Genomic DNA, 13,488 nt, shown 5'->3' with positions numbered 1-13,488 from the left:
AAAAGTACTAGCGGGTGGCCGTGATCGACTTCGGCCCTCGACCGACTGCCACGACCCCGGACTGAACGATCTCCCGGATACCGTACGGATCAAGCATCCGCAGCAGTGCATCCAGCTTGGACCGAGTACCGGTCGCCTCGATGGTGACGGACTCCGGAGAGACGTCGATCACCTTGGCGCGGAACAGGTTCACCGTTTCGATGACCTGCGTGCGCACGCTTGCATCAGCGCGCACCTTGATGAGCACGAGCTCGCGAGCGACGGATGCTTCACCGTCCTGCTCGACGATCTTGATGACGTTGATCAGCTTGTTGAGCTGCTTCGTCACCTGCTCGAGAGGGAACTCGTCGACCGTGACGACGATGGTCATACGTGAGATCTCGGGGATCTCGGTTCCGCCCACCGCAAGGGATTCGATGTTGAATCCGCGGCGGGAGAAAAGTGCGGAGACGCGAGCCAGCACGCCTGGCTTGTCCTCGACGAGAACACTGAGGGTGTGACTGGTGCTCACTTCTGATCCTCCCCTGTGCCCGCGGCGGGTCCGGCTTGCTCGCGTGACATGGCTTCGTGGATGACGGCGGGCTCGGCAACTGCCTCGTCGTCGTCGAACAGCGGCCGGATGCCCCGGGCCGCCATGATTTCGTCGTTGCTCGTTCCGGCAGCGACCATCGGCCACACCTGTGCGTCGGCAGTGACGATGAAGTCGATCACGACAGGCTTGTCGTTGATGGACTGCGCCTCACGGATCGCAGCCTCGACATCTTCTTCACGCTCGACACGAATTCCGTGGCAGCCCAATGCTTCTGCGAGCTTCACAAAGTCCGGGATGCGGATGGCGCCGTGCGTTCCGAGGTTGGTGTTGGAGTAGCGCTCTTCGTAGAAGAGTGTCTGCCACTGACGCACCATGCCGAGGTTGCCGTTGTTGATGAGGGCAACCTTGATCGGGATACCTTCGAGGGCACAGGTTGCGAGTTCCTGATTGGTCATCTGGAAGCAGCCGTCGCCGTCGATCGCCCACACCTCGGTGTCGGGCATGCCCATCTTGGCACCCATGGCTGCGGGAACCGCGTACCCCATGGTGCCGAGTCCGCCCGAGTTGAGCCACGTGCGCGGCTTCTCGTAACCGACGAACTGCGCGGCCCACATCTGATGCTGACCGACGCCGGCGCAGTAGATGGCATCCGGTCCGGCGAGCTTGCCGACGGTCTGGATCACGTACTCCGGGCTCAGCTGACCGTCGGTGGGACGGTCGTAGCTCAGCGGGTACGTACGACGGATGTCGTTCAGGTACGCCCACCACTCCGAGAGATCGAACGTGGTGCCCGTGGCCATGTCGGCGCGAATCGCCTCGATGAGTTCGGTGATGACCTCTTTGCAGTCGCCCACGATCGGAACGTCCGCGTAGCGGTTCTTGCCGATCTCGGCCGGATCGATGTCGGCGTGGATGACCTTGGCATCGGGCGCGAAGGAATCCAGCTGACCCGTGACGCGGTCGTCGAAACGCGCACCGAGGGTGATCAGGAGATCGCTGCGCTGCAGAGCGGCGACCGCAGCAACGGTGCCGTGCATTCCCGGCATACCGCAGTTGAGGTCGTGGCTGTCCGGGAACGCGCCGCGGGCCATCAGCGTGGTGACGACGGGGATACCGGTCAGCTCGGCCAATTCGAGCAGCTCCGGCGAGGAGTCGGACTTGATGACGCCGCCACCGACGTACAGAACCGGCGACTTGGCGTCGGCGATCAGACGTGCAGCTTCACGAACCTGCTTGCCGTGCGGCTTGGTCACCGGGCGGTAGCCCGGCAGACGCATCTCCGGCGGCCACGAGAACGTGGTCTGCGACTGCAGGATGTCCTTGGGGATATCGACCAGGACGGCGCCGGGGCGACCGCTGGCCGCGAGGTAGAAGGCCTCGGCCATGATGCGCGGGATGTCGATCGCGTCGGTGATCAGGAAGTTGTGCTTGGTGACCGGCATGGTGATGCCTGAGATGTCGGCTTCCTGGAAGCCGTCGGTACCGATCAGCGAGCGCGCCACCTGTCCGGTGATCGCCACGATCGGAACGGAGTCCATCTGCGCGTCGGCCAGTGGCGTGACCAGGTTGGTCGCACCGGGACCCGAGGTAGCCATGCAGACGCCGACCTTGCCGGTCGCCTGGGCGTAACCGGTGGCAGCGTGGCCTGCACCCTGCTCGTGGCGCACGAGCACGTGGCGAACCTTGACCGAATCGAAGAGTGGGTCGTAAACCGGGAGCACGGCACCGCCGGGAATGCCGAATACCGTGTCGACCTCGAGCTCTTCGAGGGCTCGAACCACAGACTGCGCGCCGGTTACCCGCTCAGGCGGGAGCTGGCGACGGTTGGCCGTCTGGGTTGCGGCAGCCGCGGTTGTCGGGCTCGGTGTCCCTGACTTGCGCGGCGTGGGTTGAGGCCGTGCTGTTGGTGCGCTCACTGGGAAATCCTCTGATTCTGGCTCCGGGCAACAAAAAACCCCCGTCAGCATCTGCTGAGCGAGGGTGGCGCGTCGTTATCTGGTGAGTTGAAAAATCGACTCAGGCGACGACGCGCCGGCCGATTACGAGCAACTCATTCTGTTTCACGCACTCGACAGTAGAGGCGCTAGTCGCGAACGGCAAACTTGGTGAGTCGACCGTCCCAGAATCTGAGATACATCGGCTGCAATGCGAAGATGTAGAGGTGTCAACTTCGCAGCAGCCCGTGCCACCGGCTCAATCATCCCACACGCCGAAACCACTTCGGCACGTCATCCGCATTTCGCAGCTCGCTTACATGGCGTGCGCGTTCCTTCTGTTCGCGGTCAGCTTCCCGATTTTCGGGTGGCCCGTCGCCTTCAGCTGGTTGCTGATCCTTCCGATCATCGCCGTCTATCTCGTCGCGCGACTGCGCACCACCGTCAGCCCTGACGGCCTCGAGGTCCGCTCGACGTTCTCCAAGCGCACCCTCGCCTGGGACGACGTCAAGGGTTTCCGCTTCCCGAAGCGGAGTTGGGCGCGCGCGGAACTCACCGACGGAACCGAGGTGACCCTGCCTGCGGTCAGCTTCGTCAGGCTTCCCGAGATCGCGATCGCCAGCGGCGGCCGCATCACCGATCCCTATGCATCTGCCGCAGAAGCCTTCGCCGCCAAGGAAGAAGCAGCTGCAGAAGCAGAAGCAGAATCCGAGCTCGCCGAGAACACACAGGACCAGCCCGAAGAGAAGCGCCCGTAGCACGCGAGTAGCGTTGAAAGGCCCTCGCTTCTATTTGAGTGGACCAGCAACGATCACATAAGGAACACGCCCATGCCCCCGTTGAGGTCACGCACCACCACCATCGGACGTAATGCTGCCGGAGCCCGATCCCTGTGGCGCGCCACAGGAATGACGGATTCCGACTTCGGAAAGCCGATCGTCGCCGTAGCGAACTCGTACACCCAGTTCGTACCCGGCCACGTGCATCTCAAGAACGTGGGCGAGATCGTTGCCGAGGCCATCAGTGCGGCCGGCGGCGTCGCTCGTGAGTTCCACACCATCGCAGTCGACGACGGCATCGCAATGGGCCACGGCGGAATGCTCTACTCGCTCCCGAGCCGCGAGATCATCGCCGACTCGGTCGAGTACATGGCAAACGCCCACACAGCCGACGCACTGGTGTGTATCTCCAACTGCGACAAGATCACTCCCGGCATGCTCAACGCTGCAATGCGCCTCAACATCCCGACCGTCTTCGTCTCCGGTGGTCCGATGGAGGCCGGTAAAGCAGTGGTCGTCGGCGGCGTGGCCCAAGCCCCCACCGACCTCATCACCGCGATCTCCGCCTCTGCCAACGATGCCGTGTCGGACGAAGGCCTCGACGAGGTCGAGCGCAGCGCGTGCCCGACATGCGGGTCCTGCTCCGGAATGTTCACCGCCAATTCCATGAACTGCCTGACGGAGGCCCTCGGCCTCGCATTGCCGGGCAACGGCTCCACGCTGGCAACTCACAAGGCTCGTCACGCACTCTTCTCTCGTGCGGGCACCACCGTGGTCGAGGCTGCCCTCAAGTACTACCGCGACGGCGACGAGTCGGTGCTGCCACGCAACATCGCGACCCCGGCAGCGTTCCGCAACGCGATGGCTCTCGACGTCGCCATGGGCGGTTCCACCAACACCGTCCTGCACACGCTGGCTGCGGCGCAGGAAGGCGAGGTCGACTTCGACCTCGACACCATCGACGCGATCAGCCGAAAGGTTCCGTGCCTGTCCAAGGTCTCTCCCAACTCGGACTACCACATGGAAGACGTCCACCGCGCCGGCGGAATCCCCGCCCTGCTCGGTGAGCTTCGCCGCGGCGGACTCCTCGAAACCGACGTGTCCACCGTGCACACCAAGAGCTTCGACCAGTGGCTCGACGACTGGGACATCCGCTCCGGCAAGGCAACCGACGAGGCAATCGAACTCTTCCACGCGGCTCCCGGCGGCGTGCGCACCATCGAACCGTTCTCCACGGACAACCGTTGGTCTGCCCTCGACACCGATGCGGCCGGCGGCTGTATCCGCGACGTCGAGAACGCCTACACCGTCGAAGGCGGCTTGGTTGTCCTGCGCGGCAACATCGCACTCGACGGCGCAATCCTCAAGACGGCCGGCATCGACGAGGAACTGTTCTCCTTCCAGGGCCCGGCGCTCGTCGTCGAATCCCAAGAAGAAGCCGTCTCGGTCATCTTGCAGAAGAAGATCAAGGCCGGCGACGTTCTCGTCGTGCGCTACGAAGGCCCCAAGGGCGGCCCCGGCATGCAGGAAATGCTGCACCCCACTGCCTTCCTCAAGGGCGCAGGCCTCGGTAAGGAATGCGCACTGATCACCGACGGTCGTTTCTCGGGCGGAACTTCCGGGCTGTCCATCGGTCACATCTCCCCCGAGGCTGCTGCAGGCGGAATCATCGGTCTCGTCCAGAACGGCGATCAGGTTCGCATCGACGTCGCCTCGCGCACGCTCGAGATCCTGGTCGACGACGACGTCCTCGCCGAGCGACGCGCGAAGATGGAGGCCTCGGAGCGCCCGTGGCAGCCGGTCGATCGTCAGCGCACCGTGACGACAGCACTGCGCGCCTACGCCGCTCTGGCAACGTCCGCCGACAAGGGCGCGGTTCGCTACGTTCCGTAAGTTCTGCCACGAATCGAAAAAGATCCCCGGCCGCCTTTCGGCCGGGGATCTTTTCTGTAAGCGTGCGTGCGGCTCGAGACGCGCGTAGCCGATGTGACAGTCACACAAGGTTTTCGGGCAGTCGGACGTGCGGCAACCAACTCAGCTCCACGAGAATGCTCGCCAACGGGCCACGGCAGAGGGTCGACAGAGTCGGGTTCATGTCACCTCGGAGAAGAACGCGGGACCGACTGCGTCCGAACACGCCATACTTCCTCCGGTGCTGTATGAGCTTGAACCACAACCCAATCCGACCATCCCGTCGCCGACACACTCTGCCACGACGCGTGATCGACGCTCGATCGGATCCAGGTACGCGGTGGTCCTCTCGCCTGTCGCCCCGTACGGGTGAAATGGGACGTGCCGGCACAGCGACAGTGCAACTCATCGACAGCAAGACCGACCGACAGGTACCGAATAGTCGGGCGACACGCGGAGCACCAACGGAACGATATGAGCTATCAGACATTTCAGACCGAATCGCGCGTCCGGCTCGTGAGCGAATTCACTTGGACGTAGGGTTTCAGACACCAGCTGATCAATTCAGATACATGAGGGGGGATGACTTTCAGTCAGGTGATCATTTCGGTCAGTTCGAGCGAGCCGACTTGCACACGGCGCTCACCAGTGGTTCCCTCATCAGGTCGCTGAGACGCACATCACAACGACGACAGTCAGCCACCGCCCGTCACCCACAAGGTCGACGGGAAACAACCAAGGAGCAATACATGCCCGGAGTCGGCATATGGCGCACCAAATCCGTCGAGCAATCGATCGCGGACACCGACGAGCCTGAGACAAAGCTCAAGAAGGAACTGACCGCGAAGGACCTCACGGTATTCGGAGTCGCCGTCGTCATCGGCGCAGGCATCTTCACGCTGACTGCTCGAACCGCAGGCAATGTCGCAGGACCCTCCATTTCACTGGCATTCGTTCTCGCTGCCATCGCCTGTGGCCTCGCCGCGCTGTGTTACGCGGAGTTCGCCTCCACCGTCCCCGTCGCAGGCAGCGCATACACGTTCTCCTACGCCACGTTCGGGGAGTTCGCCGCCTGGATCATCGGCTGGGACCTCATTCTCGAGTTCGCTCTCGCCTCCGCCGTCGTCGGCAAGGGCTGGTCGCTGTACCTCGGCAACGTCATCGGGGCCAGCGGAAGCACCACCGCCCACATCGGTTCGATCAGCTTCGACTGGGGCGCTCTGCTCATCATCGGCGCGATCACGCTGATCCTCGCGATCGGCACCAAGGTTTCCTCGCGAGTCTCCGCGATCATCACCGCGATCAAGATCGCAGTAGTCCTGCTCGTCATCGTCGTGGGCGCGTTCTACATCAAGAAGGAGAACTACTCCCCCTTCATCCCGCCGTCCGAAGGAACCGAGAGTTCTGCAAGCGGAATCCATCAGACCTTGTTCTCCTGGCTGACCGGCGCAGGCGGAAGTAGCTACGGCGCTTACGGATTGCTCGCAGCCGCCAGCCTCGTGTTCTTTGCCTTCATCGGTTTCGACGTCGTCGCCACCACCGCCGAGGAAACCAAGAACCCGCAGAAGTCGTTGCCGCGAGGAATCTTCGGCTCGCTCGCCATCGTCACGGTTCTCTACGTTGCCGTCACACTCGTACTGACCGGCATGGTCAAGTACACCGAACTCAAGGACGGCAGTCCGTTGGTCGGCGATTCCAGCGCCACCCTCGCAACCGCATTCGAGGCCAACGGCATTGGTTGGGCACAAACCGCCATCAACTTCGGTGGCCTGGCCGGCCTCACGACAGTTGTCATGGTCATGATGCTCGGCCAGACCCGCGTCCTCTTCGCCATGTCCCGTGACGGCCTCATGCCGCGCAGCCTGGCCAAGACCAACGCCAAGGGCATCCCGATGCGCATCACGTTGATCGTCGGTGGCATCGTTGCCGTCCTGGCAGCGTTCTTCCCCATGGGCACGCTCGAAGAGATGGTCAACATCGGAACGCTGTTCGCCTTCGTCCTGGTTTGTGTCGGTGTCATCGTCCTTCGCCGCACCCGCCCCGACCTGCCGCGCGGATTCCGCGTCCCGCTGGTGCCGTTCGTTCCGATCGTCGCCGTGCTCGCCTGCGGTTGGCTGATGCTCAACCTCTCGGTCGAGACCTGGATCCGGTTCCTCGTCTGGATGGCCATCGGTGTGCTCGTGTACTTCGCCTACGGTCACCGCAAGTCGGTCCTCGGTCGCAAGCTCAAGGACGGAACGGCCATCCCGTCCGCGAACGCCGACCCGGTACTCGTCAAGGACTGATCCTTCACAAACGAACCGCCGCTCTCCGATTCGGAGAGCGGCGGTTCGTTTGTTCGACGGCGCGAGTTTCAGATGAGCGGATTGGCACCGTTCAGGAAGATCCAGGTGCAGACGCCGGCAGCGATACCGAGGATCAAAACCACGAGCGATCCGATAAACGGACGAGTTGCCCAGCCACGACGACCGTCGAGCGCAATACGACCTGGTCCCGTCAAAATGATGACGCCCGCACAGATTCCGAGCAGCATCTCGTACTCGGTCCCGGCCGGGGCGAAGTACTCCAGGCCGGGTGCGCTCGCCTGACGCAGCGCCCACGCATTGATCATCACCGCCAGAACCGACGCTGCCGCAACGGGAGTCAGCAACCCGAGGATCAGGAGGGCGCCACCTGCGACTTCACCGACGGCGCCGAGTATCGCCATCCACTTCGCCTGCTGGAACCCGGCGTCCGCCAGCATCGACTCGAACCCGTTCAGCCCCGGCCCGTTCCAGATACCGGTCAACTTCTGCAGACCGTGCACCAACGCAGTTCCACCGACGGCCAATCGCAGTGCAAGCAACCCGAGGTCGAGAGTGCCTCGGCCCCGCGGAGACTCAGTTGTACCTGCCACGGCTTCGGCGGTGGGGACGGCGGCGATCGGAGCGTCGTACGCCGTCTCACGCTCGAGAGCCACGGTCGGCTGATCCGCGCCAGGTGCTCGGTATGTCGGTATCTGTTCGGTCAGGGAGTTGGCGTTCGTGGAACCGAAATCGAGATCGTCGTCGGTCCGCGGCAACGGATTCTTGGCGCTCACCGTCGGAAATTGTTCGGTGGGCGAATCATACGGACTGGACACATTGCCCGTCGGCTTGTCCGCATCCGACAACTCGCTGGGATCTTTTCGCTCGTCAGTCACGTAGGTGAGCCTATGACCGATTCACGAACTCGACGGGGAACCTTGGTCCGGCGTGGCGGCATCTGCCGTGCATTACGTAACGTCTTGGGCATGACTACGGGTAGGCATGCAGCGCTGGGCGCACTGGCGCTGGTGCTCGGGACATCGTTGCTCGCAGGTTGCGCCGACTTCGACGAATCGACTGCCTCGCCGTTCACACCCGAACCGACCAACCAGGCCAGCGCGGAAGTGCAGCCGGAGAACCCGCCGCCGTCGACCACGCCGCCGGCGCCGCGGACCGGCCCCCTCGGACCGTGTCAGGATGCCGACACCGCCGTGATCGCAACCTGTCTCGACACCACGGGTGGGCTCGTCACACTCCCGGACGGGAACTCCGGACTGGTTGCCGAACGGCGGACCGGCCGGATCATGCAGGTAGCTCCCAACACGACACCGGTCGAGGTAGCCAAGATCGACGTCGACGGCAGCGGTGACGGCGGCCTGCTCGACATCGCACTCTCCCCCACGTTTGTCGAAGACAACCTGATCTATGCCTACGTCACCACCGGAACGGACAACCGGGTGGTCCGCATCGCTCCGGGTGACACCGCCAAGGAAGTACTCGGTGGAATCCCGCGCGGCGCGAGCGGCAACGGCGGGTCACTGGAGTTCGCGGCCCCGGACCAGCTCATGGTTCTGACAGGCGATACCGGAAACCCCGCGGTTGCTCAGGATCCCGCCTCGTTGGCGGGGAAACTCTTGCGGGTCCGATCGCTGACACCCAACGCTGCGCCGCCTCGCCCGGAAGTTGTTCTGTCCGGAATCGGAAACGGCGGCGGCGTGTGCGTCGATCCGGGAATCGCGACGTGGGTCACGGACCGAACCACTCTCGAGGATCGCCTCCAACGCGTCGGCGCCGACGGCACGGTGACATCCCCCGCGTGGACGTGGCCCGACCGACCCGGAGTCGGCGGGTGCATCGCGGCGCAGGGAGTGGTAGCTGTCGCGCTGGGGGCCGGCAAAGCGATCTCGGCGCTGGCCGCAGATCCAGGAACAGGTGCCGTCACGACCGCGCCGTCGGCAGTGGCGAAAGACACGTACGGCCAGCTGGGCGGTTTGGCACTCGGATCCGACGGTTTGATGTGGGCGAGCACGATAAACAAAACCGCGGGCGAGCCGGGTCCGAACGACGACAAGGTGGTCAAGATCCCGATGCCGAGTGGCAGCGGCGGGATCGACTGAGCCGCCATGTCTGTTCGGTCACGGATCCCGTGACCGAACATGCACAGATGCGTACTCTTTTGTTAGCGGGGCTAAACACCACGCATTTGCCAGGACCGGTTGGCCCAACCACGACAAAGGAGTCGGTATGAAGGCAATCCAGTACACGAGAATCGGCGCAGAACCCGAACTCACGGAGATTCCCAAACCCGAGCCCGGTCCAGGTGAAGTGCTCCTGGAAGTCACCGCTGCCGGCGTCTGCCACTCGGACGACTTCATCATGAGCCTGCCCGAGGAGCAGTACACCTACGGCCTTCCTCTCACGCTCGGCCACGAGGGCGCCGGCCGGGTCGCCGCCGTCGGCGAGGGCGTCGAAGGGCTCGACATCGGAACCAATGTCGTCGTCTACGGCCCCTGGGGCTGTGGCAGCTGTTGGCACTGCTCGCAAGGACTCGAAAACTACTGTTCTCGAGCAAAAGAACTCGGCATCAATCCTCCTGGTCTCGGTGCACCCGGCGCGTTGGCCGAATTCATGATCGTCGATTCACCTCGCCACCTCGTCCCGATCGGCGACCTCGATCCGGTCAAGACGGTGCCGCTGACCGACGCCGGTCTGACTCCGTATCACGCGATCAAGCGTTCACTGCCGAAACTTCGCGGTGGCTCGTACGCCGTCGTCATCGGTACCGGCGGTCTCGGCCATGTCGCCATCCAACTCCTCCGCCACCTCTCGGCAGCAACCGTCATCGCACTCGACGTGAGCGCGGACAAGCTCGAACTGGCAACCAAGGTAGGCGCTCACGAAGTGGTTCTGTCCGACAAGGACGCGGCCGAGAACGTCCGCAGGATCACCGGAAGTCAGGGCGCCGCACTGGTTCTCGACTTCGTCGGCTATCAGCCCACCATCGACACCGCGATGGCTGTCGCCGGCGTCGGATCGGACGTCACGATCGTCGGGATCGGCGACGGGCAGGCCCATGCCAAAGTCGGGTTCTTCCAAAGTCCTTACGAGGCTTCGGTGACAGTTCCGTACTGGGGTGCCCGCAACGAGCTGATCGAATTGATCGACCTGGCGCACGCCGGCATCTTCGACATCGCGGTGGAGACCTTCAGTCTCGACAACGGCGCCGAAGCGTATCGACGACTGGCCGCCGGAACGCTCAGCGGCCGCGCGGTTGTGGTCCCTGGTCTGTAGACCGACAGCGGCAAAACGACAGCGAAAAACACTGATGCCCGGCCGAATTCGATTCGGCCGGGCATCAGTGTCAGAAATTCAGTGTGCGCTAGCTGCACGCCTCGATGACAAGTTCCTTCACACGAGCCGCGTCTGCCTGTCCACGAGTGGCCTTCATGACGTCGCCGACGATCTTTCCGGCGGCCTGCACCTTGCCACTGCGAATCTTGTCCGCGATGTCGGGGTTCGCTGCGAGCGCTTCGTCGACGGCTGCCTTGAGCTTGGTTTCGTCACGTTCGACGACCAACTCCGGGTGGGCTGCGACAACCTGCTCCGGGTCACCCTCGCCGTCGAGGACGTGATCGACGACCTGGCGAGCCACTTTGTTGTTGAGCTTGCCGCTGTCGATGAGAGCTACGACCTGGGCAACCTGCGCCGGGGTGATCGGCAGAGCGCCGAGTTCGACGCCACGGGTGTTCGCCTGCTGTGACAGGTAGGACAGCCACCAGGAGCGCGCTGCCTCGGGCGAAGCACCGGCCTCGGTGGTCGCGATCACCAGATCGATGGCACCGGCGTTGACGAGGTCGCGCATGACTTCGTCGGAGATTCCCCAGTCCTTCTGGATCCGCGCACGGCGAATCCAGGGAAGCTCCGGCAAGGTACCGCGCAGTTCTTCGACCCACTCGGCGCTCGGAGCGACGGGCTCGAGATCCGGTTCCGGGAAGTAGCGGTAGTCCTCGGCCGTCTCCTTCCGGCGTCCCGCGGCGGTGGTGCCGTCGCCTTCCTGGAAATGGCGGGTCTCCTGGATGACCTCGCCGCCGGCGTCGAGAACTGCTGCCTGACGGCGCATTTCGTAGCGAACTGCGACCTCGACGCTCTTGAGGGAGTTGACGTTCTTGGTCTCGGTGCGGGTCCCCAGTTCGGTGGAACCGATCGGCATGAGGGAGATGTTGGCGTCGCAGCGCATCGATCCCTGATCCATGCGGACGTCGGAGACGTCGAGGGACTTCAGCAGATCACGAAGCGCCGTGACATACGCGCGAGCAACCTCGGGGGCGCGCTCACCGGCACCGTGGATGGTCTTGGTGACGATCTCCACCAAGGGAACGCCCGCACGGTTGTAGTCGAGCAGCGAATGGCTGGCACCGTGGATACGACCGGTAGCGCCACCCACGTGGAGGGACTTACCGGTGTCCTCCTCCATGTGGGCGCGCTCGATCTCGACGCGCCACGTCGTGCCGTCGTCGAGGATCACGTCGAGGTAACCCTCGGTTGCGATCGGCTCGTCGTACTGGGAGATCTGGTAGTTCTTCGGCTGATCCGGGTAGAAGTAGTTCTTGCGTGCGAATCGGCCCCACGGCGTGATGGAGCAGTTGAGCGCAAGGCCGATCCGGATCGCGGACTCGACAGCGGCTGCGTTCACCACCGGCAACGAACCGGGCATGCCCAGACAGACCGGGCACACCTGGGTATTGGGTTCGGCACCGAACTCGGTGGGGCACGGGCAGAACATCTTGGTCGCGGTGCCGAGTTCTACGTGCACCTCCATACCCATCACAGGCTCGTACTTGGTCAGTACTTCGTCGTAATCGAGGATGTCGGGCGCATCGACAGCAGTCATGGTGATCAGTTTATGCGTCTGCGGCTCAGCCGAAGAATGCGGCTGCCTCCTCGTAGCGCTCCTTGGGCACCGTCTTGAGTTTGCGGGTCGCCTCGGCGAGCGGAACGAGGTCGATGGACGTTCCGTGCAACGCGACCATCTGACCGAAATCTCCGCGGTGAGCTGCGTCGGTGGCATGAACGCCGAAGCGAGTGGCGAGGATGCGGTCGTGCGGCGTCGGGGTGCCACCGCGCTGAATGTGCCCGAGGACGGTGGTGCGAACTTCCTTGCCGATCCGGCGCTCGATCTCGTTTCCGAGCTGCTGCGCGACACCGGTGAAGATCTTGTGGCCGAACTCGTCTATGCCACCTTCGCGCAGGGTCATCGACGCGGGATCGGGCATCGCACCTTCAGCCACGACGCAGATGAAGTGGGAGTCGCCACGCTGGAAGCGCTTCTTGACCATCGCGCACACCTCGTCGACGTCGAACGGCTGTTCCGGAACCAGAGTCAGGTGTGCCCCCGACGCCAGTCCGGCCTGCAGCGCGATCCAGCCCGCATGCCGGCCCATGACCTCGACGAGCATGACGCGCTGGTGCGATTCGGCGGTTGTGTGGAGCCTGTCGATGGCGTCGGTGGCGACAGCCAAGGCGGTGTCGAAACCGAAAGTCACGTCAGTGCAATCGATGTCGTTGTCGATCGTCTTGGGCACACCGATCACGGGTACGCCGCTCTCGGAAAGCCAACTGGCCGCGGTGAGAGTGCCTTCGCCGCCGATCGGGATCAGGACGTCGATCCCGTTGTCGTCGAGAGTCTGCTTGATCTGATCGAGGCCCGCACGGAGTTTGTCGGGGTTCACGCGAGCGGTGCCGAGGATCGTGCCACCGCGGGTGAGGATGCGGTTGATGCGGTCATCGGAGTCGAGCGGGACCTTGCGGTCCTCGAGCAATCCTCGCCAGCCGTCCCGGAATCCGACCACGGTACTGCCGTAACGACCGGCCGACGTACGTACAACGGCGCGGATGACCGCGTTCAAGCCCGGGCAGTCGCCGCCGCCCGTGAGGATTCCGATTCGCATAGTGCAGCACCTCTCGTGACCGGATTGTGGATCTTGGTGTCCATCTTCCCCCAGTCACCGTATTGCCGCAGGATAGCGGCGTTGCCGAGCCGCAACGCC

General features: G+C 63.7%; 10 protein-coding genes. 5 read left to right on the top strand and 5 right to left on the bottom strand.

The window, feature by feature from the left end; translation table 11 throughout:
• Positions 1–7: 7 nt before the first annotated feature.
• Positions 8–511: an acetolactate synthase small subunit gene (ilvN, locus tag A0W34_RS11650; RefSeq protein ID WP_003944718.1), complete on the bottom strand. Its 504-nt coding sequence runs from the start codon at positions 509–511 to the stop codon at positions 8–10.
• Positions 508–2,448, bottom strand: a complete 1,941-nt coding sequence (locus A0W34_RS11645) for an acetolactate synthase large subunit (RefSeq protein ID WP_037131672.1) — start codon at positions 2,446–2,448, stop codon at positions 508–510. The genes ilvN and A0W34_RS11645 overlap by 4 nt, the downstream gene beginning before the upstream one ends.
• 266 nt (positions 2,449–2,714) lie before the next feature.
• On the opposite strand from A0W34_RS11645, the gene A0W34_RS11640 reads away from it, so the two are divergent.
• From A0W34_RS11640 to A0W34_RS11630, 3 genes are all read left to right on the top strand, one after another.
• Positions 2,715–3,224 (top strand): PH domain-containing protein, encoded by a 510-nt coding sequence (locus A0W34_RS11640; RefSeq protein WP_081558792.1) that lies wholly within the window; start codon positions 2,715–2,717, stop codon positions 3,222–3,224.
• A gap of 72 nt (positions 3,225–3,296) precedes the next feature.
• Positions 3,297–5,138 carry a dihydroxy-acid dehydratase gene (ilvD, locus tag A0W34_RS11635; RefSeq protein WP_007729361.1) on the top strand — a complete coding sequence of 614 codons (1,842 nt, stop codon included), beginning with the start codon at positions 3,297–3,299 and terminating at the stop codon, positions 5,136–5,138.
• Between the two features lie 767 nt (positions 5,139–5,905).
• Positions 5,906–7,441 carry an amino acid permease gene (locus tag A0W34_RS11630; RefSeq protein WP_003944693.1) on the top strand — a complete coding sequence of 512 codons (1,536 nt, stop codon included), beginning with the start codon at positions 5,906–5,908 and terminating at the stop codon, positions 7,439–7,441.
• Positions 7,442–7,509: 68 nt separating this feature from the next.
• Here the strand turns inward: A0W34_RS11630 and A0W34_RS11625 are convergent, their stop codons facing one another.
• On the bottom strand, positions 7,510–8,337 hold the full coding sequence (locus A0W34_RS11625) for a DoxX family protein (RefSeq protein WP_003944742.1): 828 nt from the start codon (positions 8,335–8,337) through the stop codon (positions 7,510–7,512).
• Between the two features lie 90 nt (positions 8,338–8,427).
• Here A0W34_RS11625 and A0W34_RS11620 point away from each other — a divergent pair, with 90 nt between their 5' ends.
• Together A0W34_RS11620 and A0W34_RS11615 are read left to right on the top strand one after the other, a co-directional pair.
• Positions 8,428–9,558, top strand: coding sequence for a PQQ-dependent sugar dehydrogenase (locus A0W34_RS11620; protein WP_003944688.1), 1,131 nt, complete (start codon positions 8,428–8,430; stop codon positions 9,556–9,558).
• A 127-nt stretch (positions 9,559–9,685) separates the two neighbouring features.
• Positions 9,686–10,732, top strand: coding sequence for an NAD(P)-dependent alcohol dehydrogenase (locus A0W34_RS11615; protein WP_042447438.1), 1,047 nt, complete (start codon positions 9,686–9,688; stop codon positions 10,730–10,732).
• Between the two features lie 88 nt (positions 10,733–10,820).
• Here A0W34_RS11615 and gatB read toward each other — a convergent pair whose 3' ends face one another.
• Both gatB and A0W34_RS11605 read right to left on the bottom strand, forming a co-directional pair.
• Positions 10,821–12,332, bottom strand: a complete 1,512-nt coding sequence (gene gatB, locus A0W34_RS11610) for an Asp-tRNA(Asn)/Glu-tRNA(Gln) amidotransferase subunit GatB (RefSeq protein ID WP_007729370.1) — start codon at positions 12,330–12,332, stop codon at positions 10,821–10,823.
• 25 nt (positions 12,333–12,357) lie between these two features.
• A complete protein-coding gene (locus A0W34_RS11605) occupies positions 12,358–13,389 on the bottom strand; it encodes an ATP-dependent 6-phosphofructokinase (protein ID WP_019747919.1) in 1,032 nt (343 codons plus the stop codon).
• Between the last annotated feature and the right edge of the window lie 99 nt (positions 13,390–13,488).

Origin of the sequence: Rhodococcus sp. BH4 (assembly GCF_002079265.1) — a bacterium.
GTDB lineage: Bacteria > Actinomycetota > Actinomycetes > Mycobacteriales > Mycobacteriaceae > Rhodococcus_F > Rhodococcus_F qingshengii.
This window is presented reverse-complemented; position numbering and strand designations above follow the sequence as displayed.

Coding starts and splice junctions, on each gene's coding strand:
- A0W34_RS11620 (WP_003944688.1), top strand. CDS start 8,428: ATGACTACGGGTAGGCATGCAGCGCTGGGCGCACTGGCGCTGGTGCTC.
- gatB (WP_007729370.1), bottom strand. CDS start 12,332: ATGACTGCTGTCGATGCGCCCGACATCCTCGATTACGACGAAGTACTG.
- A0W34_RS11615 (WP_042447438.1), top strand. CDS start 9,686: ATGAAGGCAATCCAGTACACGAGAATCGGCGCAGAACCCGAACTCACG.
- A0W34_RS11630 (WP_003944693.1), top strand. CDS start 5,906: ATGCCCGGAGTCGGCATATGGCGCACCAAATCCGTCGAGCAATCGATC.
- A0W34_RS11605 (WP_019747919.1), bottom strand. CDS start 13,389: ATGCGAATCGGAATCCTCACGGGCGGCGGCGACTGCCCGGGCTTGAAC.
- ilvD (WP_007729361.1), top strand. CDS start 3,297: ATGCCCCCGTTGAGGTCACGCACCACCACCATCGGACGTAATGCTGCC.